A 16,996-nucleotide genomic window follows, 5' to 3' on the forward strand; every position below is an offset into this window, starting at 1 on the left:
GCGGCGCGGCACGTCGTTCATCCCGACGCGCGATGCCGAACCCGCCGCGAGGTCAGAAATAGACCTGCATGCGCAGTTCGGTGATGTTCGGGTCGAGTTCGACGCCGCGGCGCTCGCTGTCGACCAGCACGTAATTGGCCTGCAGCTTGAAGTGCTGGCCGATGTACCAGTTCAGGCCCAGCGTCCAGTCCTTCTGCCTGCCGCCGCGCAGCAAGCCGTGATCGATATTGACCGTGGAATAGCGCAGCGCGACTTCGAACGCGCCGTAGTCGTGCTTGGGCTTGACGTTGCCGAACGCGGCGCTCTTGTAGCTGCGCTTTTCGCCGGTCAGCACCCAGGCGCCCGACACGTAGTAACCGTCGGCCTCGAAGTCGGGCTGGCCCTCGCGCTGTACTGCCATGCGCAAGTATTCGCTTTGCAGCAACAGCGGGCCGTGCTGCCAGATCGCCTCCAGACCGGCGCGGTTGATCGCCTCGACCGAACCGATCGCGCCCGAATCGACCAGACGCACCGGGGTCAGGAAGGCCTCGGGCCGTACCCGGATGCGCGCGCTGTCGTCGTCGCGTTTTTCGTTCGAGCCCGACAGGCCGACATGCACGATGTCGGCATCGGTCTTGACCGGATTGAACACCACCCGCGCGGCCAGCATGCGGCCGTCGTTGTCGCCCTGCAGGTCGCCGCCGCTCATCAACGCGGCGTTGATGTACCAGCCCTTGAGCTTTTCGTAGGTCCAGTCGACGCCCAGTCGACGGCCCGCGTAGACCGTGGACACCGGCAGCGCGCGTTCGAGAAAGGTGGTCGACGTGGTGCCGACCGCGCCTTCTTCGTAGCCCACCGCGGTCTTGAACTGGCCGATGCGCAGATCGCCGCCGCGCTCGTTCGACAGGCGGATGAAGTTGTCGAGCCAGACCTTGTTTTCGAAATCGTAGCCCAGCCCGAGCTCGAACACGCCCGGCTTGCGCAGGTAGGCGTTGAGTTCCTGGCGGCGCCAAGCGTGGTCGTCGGCGAAGCGCGTGCCGCCGCCGGGCAGCCGGTCGTCGCCGAACTCGTTGTAGTCGTAGCTGAGATTGCCCTTCAGGCCGATTTCCACGCCCGATTCGGTCGTGGTCTTGACCGGCCAGTCGCCCAGCAGGCTGTAGCTCGGTGCCTCGGCCGCGAAAGCCGACGAAAACGCCAACGACATCGCGCCCGCGAGCGCGCTCTTGATCCACATACCACTGCCCCCTGTTCACAGCCATGCCGCCCAATGCGGCGATTACGATGCCGGCGCGGCGTGCGTGCGACGCCGCGTTCCTTCACTCGGCGCGGACCGCGCGCCGCGCCGATCCGCGTGATTCCAATGCATGAGGCCGAGCGTCCGCATCCGATCCCGACGGGCTTGCGTCGCGTGATCGAATGCGGCGCCGGCGCCATGTCCATGCGTGCGCGGCCACCGCGCATCCCCATCCCGGTGGCCAGCGCACCTGTTGCCGCGCCATGGACCGCGCTCTGGCGACACCGACGCATCGACGCGCAGCGGCCGCGCGCGCTCGATTCGCGATGCGAAATCGACGCTGCGTCGGATCTGCGTGATGCGTCATGCCGCCTCCCCTTTTCATCGCCGTCGCCGCCGATAAATCGCCCTATCCGGCGTTCGTCCAGGCGGTTGTTGCGCGCCTTCGATAATCGAGGCCTTCGGGCTTGTCCATAGGGAAAAAGTGGATGCGATCAGGCGAACTGCATTGCGCATGCCCGGCACGATCACGGGCGCACATGCGTTGCGTGTTTCTCATACCCACCGACAAAAACGCGCCCATCGGCCGTGCGCGCGGGCGGCGATCGGCATCGCGTTATAACGAAACCCAACAAATCAGTACGCCGCCGCATTGCTCCAATGCAGTGCCCGGGCGGGTCGTGTGTGATACGGCGCGACGAAGGCTGCAATGCGTGGCACAGGTTTCGCGCCGCATGGTGCGTTCGGTGCAATCGGCCCAGAAAATCCGAAAAAATGTGTTGTTCATCATTATGAAATCGTGATGAGCATCAAATTTCAGCGTTCAGGCGCGCAAGAGAGGTGTGCCTCTCGGCATGCGAAATGTTTCAACGCTATCCAGGGGATCCGGCGCGACCCGGACGCTCGGCCGCGCCGGTCAGATCTTGAAATAGATCCGGCGCGCGTCGAGCCAGCGCACCACGCCCCACCACAGCGCGACAAACGCCAGCGCGAACGCGAGCGAGGGCAGATAGGGACCGAACCGCGGCGTCATCCAGTCGGCGAACGCGTGCCGATAGATCGGTTCCAGCCAGCCCATGCCCATCAGCAGATACAGCAGCAGCGCCGAGCCGCCGTACGCGGCGATCGCGTTGACGCCGAACGCGCGGCCCCAGGCCGGCCAACCGCGCCGGTCGATCAGTTGATGGAACAGCGCGAGCACCCAGCACGATACCCCGCCGCTCCACAGCACATAGGCCGGGGTCCACAGGTTCTTGTTGATCGGCTGCGCATACGCCAGCAGCACGCCGGCGAGCGCGCACACGGCACCGGCGATCAGCAACGCGCGCACTTGCCCGCGCCGCAACCAATCGCCCGCGCGCAAACCGAGCAAGGTGGTGGCGAGCGCGCCGAACGTGGACACCAGGCCTTCGGGATCGTGGCCGCGCCCGCTCGCATCGATCTGGTAGACATGCGCGCCGAACAGCGCGCTGTCGAAACGGCTGGCGATGTTCTCGAACGGCGCGTAACTGCCGCCCGACGCGAGCAAGGCGGCATAGCCCAGCAACAAGGCCACGAACGCGATCCATTGCGCGCGCGCCGACAGGTACAAGGCCATCAGCGCGGCCGCGGCGAAGCACAGGCCGATGCGCTGCAGTACGCCGGGCAGGCGCAGGTACTCACGATCGGTCACCCACATCGCGATCAGATGCAGCAGCAGCCCCAGGCCGAGGATGCGCAATCCGCGCCACAACGCCGGCCGCAGCAGGCTGGCCGCGGCGACGCCGCTTTCGCGACGCGGCATCAGCGCCAGCGCGATCGACACGCCGACGATGAACAGGAACATCGGGAACACCTGGTCGGTCGGCGTGTAGCCGTTCCATTCCGAGTGCAGCAAGGGCGCATACACGTGGCCCCAATCGCCGGGATCGTTGACCAGCAACATCGCCGCGACGGTCAATCCGCGCAGCGCATCGACCGAGGCGTAGCGTTTGGGCGCGGGCGATTGAAGCGGTTGCGGGACCGACGGGTTCGGCGCCGCGGCGCCGGGCTCGGCAGGCCCCGGACTCACGCGGCTTGCGCGAGCGCTTCGCCGATCATGGCCTCGATGGCTTCCAGATCGGGCAGCAGCGCGGCATCGTCATTGAGCAACACGCGCGCCTGCACGCCGTGCGGCAGCAGGTCGTCCTCGCGGCCGTCGACCAGCAGGCTGTCGGCCGAGACCGTGACCAGGCGCGGGAAGCCCTGGGTCAGCAGGGCGAAATACGGCAGTCGCGACGCCGCGCTGAGCGCCTTGAGCACCACCACCTTGCTGCCGAGGCCGCCCTGTTCGCGGGCCAGGCCGGACAGTTCGCCGAATGCGATCAGCGGCAGGGTCCAACCGCGCCAACGGGTATTGCCGAGCAGCCAGCGCGGCGCGCCTTCGATCGGCGCCGGCGGTGCGTACGACAGCACCTCGGCGATGGTCGCGTTGGGCAGCAGCAGGCGGGTGCCGCCGGCCTGGATCAGCACGCCGCGGATATCGGCGCGCGAAGCGGTGTCGGGGGTGTCGCTGGCGGGAGTTTGATTCGACATCGCGGCATCCTCGCCGCGGATCGCGCGGCTTTCAAGCGAAGGCTTCGACGCGCGAAGCCGGTACGTACTGCATCGCGGTCCGCACTGGCGCCGCGATCGGGTCTGACTGAATCCGCCGCGAATCGCTCCGCGTCGGATCACTGGATCGAGCCGAGCCGCCGCATCGTCGCTCGATCTCATTCGAGCGCGCCGGCGGCCCGCGTTTGAATCAGATCGGACTCTGCTTCGACCAGCGCGAGGCCAGCTTGGCGGCCAGTTCGGCCGGTTGCCCGCTGCCGGCGCCACGCGCGATCGCGGCGCTGGCCGCGGCGGCGTCGTAGCAGCCGTCGGGCGACTGGCCGACCACCAGCGCGCCGTGCGCCGACAACTTCATCGCCGCATCGACCTGGGCGACGTCGGCGCCGCTGAACAGCAGCACCGCGCTGTCGCCGGCCGGCAAGGCCTCGAACACGTCGCCGCCTTCCACGAACTGGATACCGTTGTCGCCCGCTTCGATGCCCACGCCCGCCGGCAGGATGTAGATCACCCCGTCGATGGTGCGCGCGCCGACCTCGGCCAGCTTGACCAGCACCGGCGTCGCGCGCTGCATCTGCGCGACCAGCTTGTCGTAGCGGCCGCCGTCGAGGCGTTGCTGGACCAGCACCGGCCGGTCGAAATTCTCCGGCAGCGCGCCGAGCAGCTGGCGCACCGCGTCCGGACCGCCGATGCCGGCGAGCACCAGCACCGCGCCGTTGCGGGTCGAGACCGGCAGCCGATCGTCGACCAGTTCCAGCCCGGAAATGCGGCGTTCGATTTCGTCCAGATCGTGGCGGTTGAAATCGGGTTTGCCCGCGCCCGCGGCGGCGTCCGTCGCCGAGCCGGCATGCGCGCCGCTCTGGCCGGTCGCGGCGCTGACCAGGCTGGCCTCGTCGGTGAACGACCAGTCCGGCACCGAGGGCGCCGGCGGCGCGGGCGCCCTGGCGGCCAGCGGCGCGTTGTCGTCGTTGAGATCGAAATCGAGGCTGGATTCGAACGTCACCACGCCGTCGCCGCCGCGGCCGCGGCCGTCGTCGAAATCGATCGGCGCGATCGGGGTGGGATCGCGCTGGGTCGCATCGAAATCGATGCGCGCACCTTCGCTGGCGAAGGCCGCGTCCAGGTCGATCAGTTCATGCACCTGATTCGGCGCCGGCGGACGCCAGGCTTCCATGTCGCCCAGACCGGTTTCGTCCAGCGGCGGCAGGTCGGTCTGCACTGCGTCGGATGGAACCCATTCGTCCAGCCCCGGCGTGTACGGCCTGGCTTCGCCCGGCACGGCGGCGACGCTGTCGACCGCTTCCAGGGTCAGGCCGTCGAAATCGAAATCCGGCTCGCTGTGCGCATCGCTGGCGACCGCGGGAGCCGTCAATTCTTCGATGCCGTCGTCGTCGGCCGCGTAAGCCTCGATTTCGACGATGTCGGCATCGGCGATGGAATCATTGGAATAAGCACCGGCCGACGTATCGAGCGGCGTGCTGCCCAGCGCCTGACGGGCGAAGAACTCGCGCGCTTCGTCCGGCAGCGGCGGCGGGTCGGACAGAATCCGGTCGCCCGAGGAACCCAGCGGCGCGACCCGCGCCAGCTCGCCGGCTTGCTCGGCCGCGGCGAACGCGGACGGATCGGACGCGGGCTCGACCGAGCCGGCATCGAAGGCCTGCGACGGCGCGGCCGGTTCGGCTTGGAACCCGTCCTCGACGACGAAGGCTTCGCCGGCTTCGATCACTTCGATCGTTTCGCTGGCTTCGATCGCTTCGATTTCCTCGATGCCGTCGTCCGCGGCGACGTAGGCCGCTACCAATTCTTCGGCGACTTCCTGCGTCGGTGCCGGCGTCGGCGCGGCTTCGGTGAAACCGAAGATCGACCCGGGCGCCTGCGACGAAGGCAGTTCCTGCTCCAGCGTGGCCGGGCGCACGAAGCCCTCGGCGATCAGCATCGGATCGGGTTCCGGCTCGGGCTCGCGGCCCGGCGGCAGCACGTCGTCGTGGCGATTGAGCTTGGCGCTGAGATGGCGCGCCCAACGCGCCGCGTCCCAGCCTTCGCGCGAGGCGGCCAGTTCGGCCTCCTCGAAGATCACTTCGATCGACGGATCCAGCAGCAGGTTTTCGAACCGGTCCAGCGCGTCCTCGGAGGCCGGATCGAGCACGACCACGACCACGTCGGGATCGGCCGCGTCCAGCGCCCGCGGATCGAGCACGGTCGGGTCGCCTTCCAGCACCAGATTCGCGCCGGCTTCGGCCAGCGCACCGCGGAGACGTTCGCAGGCCACACCGGCCCGCGCCAACAATACGACGCGACGCTCTGCTTCAGACATGACTACGGGTAATTCCCAGCAATTCGAAGACGTTGCGCATCAACTCGGGCTCCTGGTACGGCTTGCCGAGATAACGCTCGACGCCGATCTCGAACGCGCGCTGGCGATGCTTTTCGCCGGTACGCGAGGTGATCATCACGATCGGCACGTCGCGCAGGTGCGGATCGGCCTTCATCTGGGTGGCGAGTTCGTAGCCGTCCATGCGCGGCATTTCGATGTCCAGCAGCATCAGGTCGGGCACGCGCTCGCCCAGACGCTCCAGCGCATCGATGCCGTCCTTCGCGGTCACGACTTCGAAGTTGTGACGCTCCAGCACGCGGCCGGTCACCTTGCGCATGGTCACCGAATCGTCGACCACCATCACCAGCGGCACCCGGCGGGTTTCCGCCGGCGCCGGCGGCGGCGCGGCGTTCTGGCTGAAGTCCTGCAGCAGCGCGGCGCGACGACGCACCAGCGGCGCGATGTCGAGGATCACCACCACGCGGCCGTCGCCCATGATGGTCGCGCCGAAGATGCCGGGCACCGAAGCGACCTGCGGGCCGACCGGCTTGACCACGATTTCGCGGTTGCCGATGACCTGGTCGATGGTGACCGCGGCGCGCAGATCGCCGGAGCGGATCAGCAGCAACGGCATCTGCAACTGGCCTTCGGCCTTGGCCGGCGCGTGGCCGACCAGCATGCCCAGGTCGTGGACGTGGTAGTCCTCGCCGCCGTAGCGGTAACTGACATCGCCGGCGTCGAGCACGTCGCGCGACAGGCGGCCGACGCCGCGCACCGAGGCGATCGGCACGGCGAAGGTGGTTTCGCCGATGCGCACGAACACCGCCTGGGTGACCGCGAGCGTCTGCGGCAGGCGCAGGGTGAAGTGAACGCCCTTGCCCGGATTGGAATGGATATCGAGCGTGCCGCCGAGCTGACGCACTTCGCTGGCGACCACGTCCATGCCGACGCCGCGACCGGCCAGGCGGCTGACTTCGTCGGCGGTGGAGAAGCCCGGTTCCAGGATCAGGGTGTCGAGATCGGCTTCCGACAGCACCGCATCGGCGCGGACCAGGCCGCGCTCTTCGCCGCGGCGACGGATCGCCGCGCGGTCGAGACCGGCGCCGTCGTCGGCCACTTCCAGCACGACTTCCGAACCTTCGCGGCGGACCGCGATGCGCACCGTGCCTTCGTCCGGCTTGCCGGCGGCGCGACGCTGTTCGGGTTTTTCCAGGCCGTGCGCGACCGCGTTGCGGAGCATGTGCTCCAACGGCGCGGTCATGCGCTCGAGCACGTTGCGATCGAGTTCGCCCTGGGTGCCTTCGAGCTTCAGCGCGACCTGCTTGCCCAGTTCACTCGAAGCCTGACGCACCACACGGCGCAGACGCGGCAGCAGCGTATCGAACGGCACCATGCGCGTGCGCATGAGGCCTTCCTGCAGTTCCGAGCTCACGCGCGACTGCTGCAGCAGCAGGGTTTCGTACTGACGGGTCAGGTCGTCGAGGGTGTTCTGCAGGCTGTTCTGGTCGGCCGCCGATTCGCCCAGCGCGCGCGACAGCTGCTGCAGGGTCGAGAAGCGGTCGAGTTCCAGCGGATCGAACGACTGGTCGCCCGATTCGCCCTCGCGCTGGTAGCGCGCGATGATCTGCGCTTCGGTTTCGATTTCCAGACGGCGCAGCTGATCGCGCATGCGCAGGTTGGTCTGCGCCATTTCCGCGATCGCGCCGCGGAACGCGCCCAGCTGCTGTTCCAGGCGGGCGCGGTAGATGGCCACTTCGCCGGCGTAGTTGACGAGGCGGTCGAGCAGGTCGGCGCGGATGCGCACCTGTTCCTGCGGAGCGCGCACGCCGATGTCGTCTTCGTCGGCGAAGGGCGTATCAAGGATCGGCGCCGACAAGGGCTTGAGTTCGCCGCTGTCGGTCGCTTCGCCGCGCGGCGCGGGCGTGGCCGCGGCGCCGGCGTGTTCGTCCTCGATCAGGCCGGGCACGGTCTGACCGCGCGAACGCGCTTCGAACACCGCGATCAATGCATCGGGCATGGCGATCGCGCGACGCGTGCCGACCCGGGTGACCATGCCGTGCAGGCGGTCGAACCCGCGTTCGAGCAGAACGATGCCGTCGCGGCCGAGTTCGGTGCGCTGGTCGACCACCGCTTCGAGCAGCGATTCCATGACGTGGCCGAGTTCGCCGACCGCCATGATGCCGGCCATGCGCGCGCCGCCCTTGAGCGTGTGCAGATCGCGCTGCAGGCCGACCAGCGGTTCGCGCTCGTTCGGCGCTTCGCGCAGTTGCGCGAGCAGGCCGTCGGAGTGATCGAGCAGGTCGCCGCCTTCTTCGACGAAGATGTCGACCAGTTCCGGATCGAGCTCGCTCAGGTCGAGCGCCTCTTCCGGATCGGGGTCGGCGCTGTAGGCCTTGGCGAACGCCGCCGCGAGCGCGGCGGAAATGCCGGCCACGGCGCTGGTCGGCGCGCCGCTGTGGGCGGCGGCCGCGGGTTGCGGTTCGGCTTCGGCTTCGGCGGTGGCGTCGGCTTGGGTTTCTTCGTTGCTGGCGCCGATGCCGCTGTGGTCGTCGAAGCGCAGGTCGGCCAGATCGTCGGTCGAAGCTTCGTCGCCAGCTGCGGCGTCCACCGTTGCGCCTTGCTCGGGCGTCAGGCGTTCGGCGGCGTAGTCGGCTTCCAGGCGTTCGTATTCCAGACGCTCGGCTTCGGCCTGCTCGGCGGCAAGGCGTTCTGCTTCGGCCTGCTCAGCAGCAATGCGCTCAGCTTCGGCCTGCTCGGCGGCAATGCGTTCGGCTTCGAGGCGTTCGGCTTCGGCCTGTTCGGTGGCGATGCGCTCGGCTTCGAGACGTTCGGCTTCGGCCTGCTCGGCAGCGATACGCTCGGCCTCAAGGCGTTCGGCTTCGGCCTGCTCCGCAGCGATGCGCTCGGCTTCAAGACGTTCTGCTTCGGCTTGCTCGGCGGCGAGACGCTCGGCTTCGAGACGTTCGGCCTCGGCCTGTTCGGCTGCGACGCGCTCAGCTTCGAGGCGTTCGGCTTCGGCCTGCTCAGCAGCGATGCGCTCGGCTTCGAGACGTTCGGCTTCGGCTTGTTCGGCGGCGATGCGTTCGGCTTCGAGACGCTCGGCTTCAAGCCGTTCGAATTCAGCCCGCTCGGCGGCGGTGCGCGCGGCGTGCTCGGCGGCGAGACGCTCGGCTTCAGCGCGTTGCGCCTGCTCGGCGTATTCGGCTTCGAGACGTTCGTATTCCAGCCGCTCTTCTTCGGCGACGCGTTCGGCTTCCAGACGCGCGGCTTCGGCGCGTTCGGTTTCGATGCGCTCGGCTTCGAGACGTTCGGCCTCCAGGCGGGCCGCCTCGGCCTGCTTGGCGGCCAGACGTTCGGCTTGCACGCGCTCGGCTTCGGCTTGTTCCGCGGCCAGACGCTCGGCCTCCAGGCGCGCAGCTTCGGCCTGCTCGGCGGCCAGACGCTCGGCTTCCAGGCGCGCGGCCTCCGCCTGTTCGGCGGCAAGGCGCTCGGCTTCGAGACGTTCGGCCTCGGCCTGTTCGGCGGCGAGGCGTTCGGCTTCAAGACGCGCGGCTTCGGCCTGCTCGGCCGCAAGGCGCTCGGCTTGCGCCTGTTCCGCGGCGAGGCGCTCGGCCTCGAGGCGCGCGGCTTCGGCTTGTTCGGCCGCAAGACGTTCGGCTTGCGCCTGCTCGGCGGCGATACGTTCTGCTTCGATACGTTCTGCTTCGATCCGCGCCGCTTCGGCACGTTTGGCTTCCAGACGCTCGGCTTCGACGCGCTCGGCTTGCGCCTGTTCGGCCGCGAGACGCTCGGCTTCCGCCTTCTGCGCGGCTTCGCGCTCGGCGGCGAGGCGGGCCTGTTCGATCGAGGCGTCGCTCAGCCCCATCGGGCCGACGGTGCTCGGGTCGAACTCGGCCGGCAGCACGTCCAGGCTGATTTCGAATTCGTCGTCGTAGTTCGGCGACTGATGACCGGCGGCGTCGGCCGTTTCGGTCTTGCCGGCGCCCTGCGGCGACGAGTCGTAGCCGTCGAACGCGCTCAGGTCGGCGACGGTGAGTTCCGACAGCGACTGCCCTTCCGGCAAGCCGTCGAGGTCGTGATCGAACTCGTCGACGATCATCGGCGAACGCGCATCGGGCAGGCTGTCGCGCAGCATGGCGATGCGTTCGGGCAGGCCGACGAACATCGGCACGTGCGGGGTCGGCGACTTCAGCGCTTCGACCGTGCGACGGATCGCGTCGGCGACCGCGCTGAGCGCGGACATGCCCTCGGCGCTGGCCGGCGCGCCGCTGGCGAGCAGACGCTTGACGTAGGCTTCGGTCGGCGCGGTGACGTCGGTGATGACCGGTACTTCGGTCATCGCGAACGCACCGTTCAAGGTGTGGATCGAGCGCTGCACCGCATCGGTGACCGGCTGCGGCGCGGTGTTCGACGCGGCCAGCCAGGCTTCGATCGTGACCAGATGCCCGGCGACTTCGCCGTCGAGGATTTCCAGCAGCACCGGATCGACCGAGGCCGGCACGTACGGGCCGTCGCTGACGACCGCTGGAGCGGTGTCGACGATTTCCGACTCGCCCGCGACCGCGGCGACCGGCGCCTGGTAATAGGCTTCCTCGCCGTTGGCGAGGCGGTCGGCATGCGCTTCGATGCCGGCCACGTCCACGCTCAGCGGCGCTTCGTTGCGCAGCGCGGCGTAGAAGCCCGGCAGCGCGCGATGCGCGTGCTCGACCAGATCGATGACTTCCGCGCTGGCCGGTCGGCCGTGCTCGCGCACGCGGTTGAGCAGGTTCTCGACCTTCCAGCTGAATTCGCCCAGGGTGCGCGCGCCGACCAGGCGGCCGCTGCCCTTGAGGGTGTGGAACACGCGCCGCACCGGCTGCACCCGCGCCAGATCGTCGGGCGCTTCGCGCCACGCCGGCAGCAGGTGTTCGAGGTTGGCGATTTCTTCCTGGAATTCCTCCAGGAAGATTTCCCGCACTTCGTCGTCGATGTCGTCGACGGTTTCGAAACCGCCCTGGGCCGGCGACGAGGCACCGAGGAAGGACGGCGGCGAGGACGGCAGCGCTTCGAGCATCGCCGTGTTGACCAGGCCGCCGGACACGCGTTCGGCGATGTCGGCAGGTTCGGCGGGCGCGGCATGGCTGGCGTCGGGTTCGAACGCCGAGGTGTACTGCGCGGCGCCGTGTTCGGCATCGACAAGGCCGCTGTCGACGGGTTCGGCGGATGCGCTGGCGTCGTGCGCCTGCGCTTCCGACACGCTCCAGTCGGGCGCGACCGGAATCTGGGTGTGCGATTCGCTCGCGACGGTTTCGCTCGCGCTCGGCGGCGACGCGGTTTCGTCGACGGCGGGCGCCGCGACCTCGGCGGCAACGACGGGCGGCGCGGCGACTTCGGCCTGCGGCTCGGCGCGAACCACGTCCGGCAACGGCCAGTAACGCAGCACTTCCAGGCTCTGGCGCGCGATGTCGAGGATGTCGTCGCGGTTCGGACGCTGCTCGCGCAACGCTTCGAGGTAGTACTCCAGGCTGGCCAGGGCATCGGCCAGGGTGTCGAGCTGCTGACCGCTGGGCACGCGGCGGCGGCCGATCAGTTCGACTTCGGTGTAACGCTTGACGCCGGTGAGGTAATCGGCCGCCAGCGGCAGCTCGATCATGCGCAGTGCGCCGGCGACTTCGTCGAGCACGCGCGGCACTTCGGCCAGTTCGTCGTGGTCCCACTTGGTCTCGACGAAGGCGACGAAGGACTGGCGCGCATCGCCGAAGTTGGCGATGGCTTCGCGCGCGACCACGTCGAGCACCTTGCGCGCTTCGCCGGCGAGCAGGTCCTCTTCGGCCTTGTCGTCGGGCAGGCCCAGGCGCGAGACCTGGTCGTCGAGCGAGGCGTCCACGTACAGCAAGGCGCCGGCGACATCGAGCAGGGTGCCTTCGTCGGCGGCGCGGCGGCCGTCGACGATCTCGCTCATCGCATCGCGCTGCTGCAGCACGACGGTGCGGGCCATGCCCAGCCCCATCATGCCGAGGGTGTCGCTGACCCGGGCCAGCGCCTCGACCTGCGGGCGCAGTTCGCCGGCATCGGTCTGGTTGGTGCGCAGGTGCAGGTCGAGGGCGTCCTTGACCCGCAGCAGGTCTTCCTTGATCGCCGCGGCGACGGTGTCGAGCAGGGCGCGATTGCGTCCGCTCAGGCTGCCGCGGGCGTGTTCGAGTTCGGATTCGCTGGGCAGGTGCGCGGCGAGTTCGAAGGTCTGGCGCAGATCGTCCAGCGCCGGATGGCGGCCGTCGCTGTGGGCGACGTGATACAGCAGCTGGCGGGTCGGTTCGGCCGCGGGTTCGCCGCGCGGCGCGCTGAAGCCGTCGTCGGACAGGATCTGGCGCGCTTCGCGCTCGACCCCGCCGAAGGCCTGACGCAGCGAACGCGTCGCCGGCAAGGCGCCGTCGCGCACCGCGTGGGACACCGAGGAGGCGACCCAGAGCATGCGCCGCACCGGTTCGAGCACGACATCGGCGAGCAGGCCGTCGATCGCCGAGGCGAGCTGGGCCGGGTTGGACGGCACACCGTCTTCCGGCCACGCGGTCAGCGCATCGCGCAGCGCGGCCAGATGCGGCGCGCTGGCGTTGCGGCCGCCACCGCTGCCGACCGGCAACGGCGGCGGCAGATGCGCCGGCAGCGGTCGGTCGAGGTTCGGCGCGAACAGCACGCTTTCGTTGAGGCCGGATTCGCCGCGGGTGGCGCGCAATTCGTTGAGCAGCGGCAGCAGCACGATCGGAATATCGCGATGGCCGCCCTGCAGGCGTTCGAGGTAATCGGGCAGCAGCACCACGCCGCGCATCAGCGCCGCGCAGGCTTCGTCGCGGTCGGCGACGCTGCCTTGCTGCAAGGCCAGGGCCAGGCGTTCCATTTCCTCGGCGACCATCGCCGGGGCGTACAGCTCGACCATGCGCAAGGTGCCGTGCACCTGATGCAGATGGTTGGCGCACACGCGCATGCGCGCGGTGTCGGCGGGATCTTCGGCAAACGCCTCGATCTCCTGCCGCGCCTGGCGCAGGGTTTCGTCCAGCTCGGGCTTGATCCAGCCCAGCGTGGTGGTGTCGATGGCTTCGCGCAGCGCGGTCATGGCGTGCTCCGCACGTCAACGCGGTCGCGTCGCTGACGCGGTCCGTGGCTCTGCCAGCGATGTGTCGGAAGCTTCATCCTCGGTACAACCCTTCTGTAATGCTTGATCACCGCCGCCCGATCCATCACCGCCCTGCCCGACCGCTTGCGCGGATCAGGCCGGCAGCTTGAAGTCGGCGACCGAACGGCGCAGGTCGGCCGCCAGTTGCGCCAGGTTTCCAATCGACGCGGCGGTCTGGTTGGCGCCCTGCGAGGTCTGCGAGGTGATCTGCTGAATCGTGTTCATCGTCTGGGTGATGTTCGACGCCGCGCTGGACTGCTGCTGGGCCGCGCTGGAGATGCCTTGAATCAGGTTCGACAGATCCGACGACACCTTTTCGATCTCGCCCAGTGCGGTACCGGCGTCTTCCGCCAATCGTGCGCCCGCGACCACTTCCGAAGTCGTCTGTTCCATCGAGCTCACAGCTTCGTTGGTGTCGGACTGAATTGTCTGGACCAACGTCTCGATTCGCTTGGTCGCGTTGGACGCGCGCTCGGCGAGTCGTTGCACTTCGTCGGCCACCACCGCGAACCCGCGGCCCGCCTCACCGGCCGATGCGGCCTGAATCGCGGCGTTCAGCGCCAGGATGTTGGTCTGTTCGGAAATGTCGTTGATGAGTTCGACGATCGAGCCGATTTCCTGCGAGCTTTCGCCCAGGCGCTTGATTCGCTTCGAGGTCTCCTGGATCTGGTCGCGGATCGAGTCCATGCCCTGAATCGTCTGCCGCACCACGCCCGCGCCCTTGGTCGCGATCTGCACCGAGCGCTGCGCCACGTCGGCCGACTCGGCCGAGTTCTTCGACACCTGGTCGATCGAGGCGGCGATTTCGCTGATGCGGTCGGAGGCCGAGCTGATCTCGTGCGCCTGGTGTTCGGCGGCCTCGGCCAGATGCATGGCGGTGGCCTGGGTTTCCTGGGCGCTCGACGCCACCTGCACCGAGGTGTCGGTAATCGTCTGCACCAGGCTGCGCAGCTGTTCGACCGCGAAGTTGATCGAGTCGGCGATCGCGCCGGTCATGTCCTCGGTCACCGTCGCCTTTACCGTGAGGTCGCCTTCCGCGAGCGAACCCATTTCGTCCAGCAGGCGCATGATGGCCTCCTGGTTGCGGTCGTTGAGTTCCTTGGTGGTCTGGTAGCGGCGCTGCTGGGCGTAGTTCAACGAGAACAGCAAGCCGGCGATCGCGACCAGCGCGGCCAGGCCGGAGATGATCGAGACCCAGATGTTGCCCATGAAGCTGGTGTCGCGCAGCGAGCCGAACGCGGTGAAGGCGCTGAACAGCGACTGGCTGTCGGTCAGCATCTTGTCGGCGCCGCCGGTGATCGATTCGGCCGCGGCCTGGGCCTGGAACAGGTCCTTGGAGCTGGCCGAGATCGCGTCGAGGTCCTTCTTCATCTCCAGCCACAGCGCTTCGGCCTGGCCCAGCGCGGCCAGCGCGCCGCCGTTGGACAGCGCGTTGACGCCGAACGAGGCGTCGCCCTTGCGCAGGCCGGTGAGGATGTTGCCGAACACGATCGCGTCGCGGCCGAGCGCTTCGCCGGCCATGCCGGCGCCGCTGCCGCCGGCGCGGATTTCGGTGATGCGGCGGGCCATGGTCGCCGACAGCACGACCTGGCGCAGGGCGATGTAGACCTGCGAGGACGGCGAGCCGGAGGCCGACATCGCGCGGACCAGTTCGTCCAGGCGCGCCTGCAGCTGCGGGACCTTGCTGGAGAAGCTGTCGGCGTTGCCGGCCAGGGCCAGCACCGCGGTCTCGCTGGCGGTCACCTGCGCGGCGCTCTTGCCCAGCGGCTCCCAGCTCTTGCTGACCGCGCTGATCGGCCCGGACACGCCGGCGGTGGTGCCGTAGTTGTCGTTGAGCTTCTGGATGTCGGCGTCGATGTCGCCGCGGGTCTTCTTGAACGCGGTGAACGCGTCCTTGTTGCCGCCGACGGCTTCGCGCGCCTGCACCGCGAGCTTCTGCGAGTTGACCTGCAGGCTCGAGGCCGAGGAGCTCGCGCCGCCCAGGCGCGCGGCTTTCCATGTCGCATAGCCTGTGTTGAGACCGAACACCAGGACCGATAGGGCCAGCACGATCAGCCAGGTGTTGGCGCCCAGAAGGCGGCTCTTGCCGGCGTTGTCCATCACAGTGCTCATGGTTCGGAAACCTCAGGTGTACTTGCGTGTACTTGCTGGATTGAAGGGAGCGGCTTCAGGCCGCTGCTTGTCGGAATTCGGGAGTGCGCGCCAGCCGGTCGAGGCTGAAGATGCCCCAGGGCTGGCCGTCGATCAGGTAGGCGCGATCGACGAAATAGCCATAGCGGCCCTCGGTGAGGCCGTGCCCGGCCGCTTCCTCGAGGGTCACCTGCTGTTGGTCATGAAAACTGCGCTGGCCGAACAGTTCGTCGATCAGCACCGCCACGTCGCCGCCGGGCTGGCGCACCAGCAGGATGCGGTGGCCTTCGTGCAGCACGGTGCGCTCGCCTTCGAGGAACTGCTTGAGGTCGACGATCGGCAGCAGGTTGCCGCGCACGTTGGCCAGCCCGAGCATCCACGGCTGCGCGCCGGGGACCTGGGTGACCTGCGGCAGCGATAGGATTTCCACCACCTCGGTGAAGGTCGAGGCCATCCGGCGGCCGCCGATGCGGTAGCCGACGCCGCGCCACAGGCCGGGCGCATCGAGCTGTTCGGGCAGGCCGGGCACGTGCGCCAGGGAGCGGCGCTCGTAATCGGTCAGCACATCGAACGGCGGCTTGAACGTCATCGTTTCGGTTATCCGGCAAGTAGTGCGTTGATTCGCGCGATCAATTCGTCTTCCCTCGGCGGCTTGACGATGTAATCGCGCGCGCCCTGGCGCATGCCCCAGGCGCGATCGGTTTCCATGCCCTTGGTGCTGACGATCAGAACCGGGATCTGGCTGGTGTCGGCGTCGCGGCTGAGCGCGCGCGTGGCCTGAAACCCGTTCATGCCCGGCAGCACCACATCCATCATCACCAGGTCCGGCCGCTCGCGCTTGCAGGCCTCGATGCCGTCCTCGGCACTGCCCGAGGCGAACACTTCGTGCCCGTTGCGCTGAAGCAACTGAGTCAGGACCGCGGTATCCGTCGGCGAGTCCTCAATAAGCAGGATGCGTGCCATGGTGTGCCTTACCCCCCGGTCAGGCGTGAACGTGCTTGCGGATCGCGTCGAGGAGCTCCTCGCGCGTGAATGGCTTGGTCAGGTACTGCTCCGATCCGACGATGCGCCCACGCGCCTTGTCGAACAGGCCGTCCTTGGAAGACAGCATGATGACCGGCGTGCTCTTGAACAATTGATTGTTCTTGATGAGCGCACAGGTCTGATAGCCGTCCAGACGCGGCATCATGATATCCACGAAAATGATCTGTGGCTGCTGATCGGCGATCTTCGCCAACGCTTCGAATCCGTCGATGGCCGTGACCACCTCGCATCCTTCGCGCTTCAACAGCGTCTCGGCGGTTCGACGGATGGTCTTGGAATCGTCGATCACCATGACCTTCAGACCATCGAGGCTGCCGCTACGAACCTCGTCGAGCATTCTTTGTATCCCCCATTGCGACGCCGTTGAATCCCCGGGCGTCGCGAAGCCGTCTTTATTCCAAGCCGCACGCGGGCTGTCAAGCGCGCCTTCCGTGCTCGGAAACTGAATACGCAACGTATCGGCATCACAGGGCAACCTTGCCGCGCATCACCGATGCCGGCGGCCGCTTCCATCGGCCCGCGTACCTCGCCCCTCGCATCGTGCGATGTGACCTGATCGTTGCGTGTCGCAAATGGA

The 16,996-nt window shown here is 68.2% G+C and carries 9 protein-coding genes; all 9 read right to left on the reverse strand.

Annotated elements, in window-relative coordinates:
- Positions 1-52 precede the first annotated feature (52 nt).
- Positions 53-1,213 carry an OprO/OprP family phosphate-selective porin gene (locus tag IEQ11_RS18965; RefSeq protein WP_191823217.1) on the reverse strand — a complete coding sequence of 387 codons (1,161 nt, stop codon included), beginning with the start codon at positions 1,211-1,213 and terminating at the stop codon, positions 53-55.
- Positions 1,214-2,129: 916 nt separating this feature from the next.
- Positions 2,130-3,263 carry an acyltransferase family protein gene (locus IEQ11_RS18970; RefSeq protein ID WP_281439887.1) on the reverse strand — a complete coding sequence of 378 codons (1,134 nt, stop codon included), beginning with the start codon at positions 3,261-3,263 and terminating at the stop codon, positions 2,130-2,132.
- Entirely contained in the window at positions 3,260-3,766 is a 507-nt protein-coding gene (locus IEQ11_RS18975; RefSeq protein WP_046657728.1) for a chemotaxis protein CheW, read from the reverse strand. Before IEQ11_RS18975 ends, IEQ11_RS18970 begins: the two co-directional genes overlap by 4 nt.
- Positions 3,767-3,974: 208 nt before the next feature.
- Positions 3,975-6,095 (reverse strand): chemotaxis protein CheB, encoded by a 2,121-nt coding sequence (locus IEQ11_RS18980; protein WP_191823216.1) that lies wholly within the window; start codon positions 6,093-6,095, stop codon positions 3,975-3,977.
- The gene (locus IEQ11_RS18985) at positions 6,088-13,185 is read right to left on the reverse strand and encodes an Hpt domain-containing protein (RefSeq protein ID WP_191823215.1); all 7,098 of its coding nucleotides are present in this window, start codon (positions 13,183-13,185) and stop codon (positions 6,088-6,090) included. The genes IEQ11_RS18980 and IEQ11_RS18985 overlap by 8 nt, the downstream gene beginning before the upstream one ends.
- Before the next feature lie 153 nt (positions 13,186-13,338).
- Positions 13,339-15,357 (reverse strand): methyl-accepting chemotaxis protein, encoded by a 2,019-nt coding sequence (locus IEQ11_RS18990; protein ID WP_036112833.1) that lies wholly within the window; start codon positions 15,355-15,357, stop codon positions 13,339-13,341.
- 55 nt (positions 15,358-15,412) lie between these two features.
- The gene (locus tag IEQ11_RS18995; protein WP_036112830.1) at positions 15,413-15,964 is read right to left on the reverse strand and encodes a chemotaxis protein CheW; all 552 of its coding nucleotides are present in this window, start codon (positions 15,962-15,964) and stop codon (positions 15,413-15,415) included.
- Between the two features lie 8 nt (positions 15,965-15,972).
- Entirely contained in the window at positions 15,973-16,338 is a 366-nt protein-coding gene (locus tag IEQ11_RS19000; protein WP_036112827.1) for a response regulator transcription factor, read from the reverse strand.
- Between the two features lie 19 nt (positions 16,339-16,357).
- Complete coding sequence (pilG, locus tag IEQ11_RS19005) at positions 16,358-16,756, reverse strand: twitching motility response regulator PilG (RefSeq protein WP_036112825.1); 399 nt, start codon at positions 16,754-16,756, stop codon at positions 16,358-16,360.
- Positions 16,757-16,996 lie beyond the last annotated feature (240 nt).

This window comes from Lysobacter capsici (assembly GCF_014779555.2).
GTDB lineage: Bacteria > Pseudomonadota > Gammaproteobacteria > Xanthomonadales > Xanthomonadaceae > Lysobacter > Lysobacter capsici.

Bases quoted from the DNA above. Each gene is read 5' to 3' on its own strand.
- pilG (WP_036112825.1), bottom strand. From the start codon at position 16,756: ATGCTCGACGAGGTTCGTAGCGGCAGCCTCGATGGTCTGAAGGTCATG.
- IEQ11_RS18990 (WP_036112833.1), bottom strand. From the start codon at position 15,357: ATGAGCACTGTGATGGACAACGCCGGCAAGAGCCGCCTTCTGGGCGCC.
- IEQ11_RS19000 (WP_036112827.1), bottom strand. From the start codon at position 16,338: ATGGCACGCATCCTGCTTATTGAGGACTCGCCGACGGATACCGCGGTC.
- IEQ11_RS18995 (WP_036112830.1), bottom strand. From the start codon at position 15,964: ATGACGTTCAAGCCGCCGTTCGATGTGCTGACCGATTACGAGCGCCGC.
- IEQ11_RS18965 (WP_191823217.1), bottom strand. From the start codon at position 1,213: ATGTGGATCAAGAGCGCGCTCGCGGGCGCGATGTCGTTGGCGTTTTCG.
- IEQ11_RS18980 (WP_191823216.1), bottom strand. From the start codon at position 6,095: ATGTCTGAAGCAGAGCGTCGCGTCGTATTGTTGGCGCGGGCCGGTGTG.
- IEQ11_RS18975 (WP_046657728.1), bottom strand. From the start codon at position 3,766: ATGTCGAATCAAACTCCCGCCAGCGACACCCCCGACACCGCTTCGCGC.
- IEQ11_RS18985 (WP_191823215.1), bottom strand. From the start codon at position 13,185: ATGACCGCGCTGCGCGAAGCCATCGACACCACCACGCTGGGCTGGATC.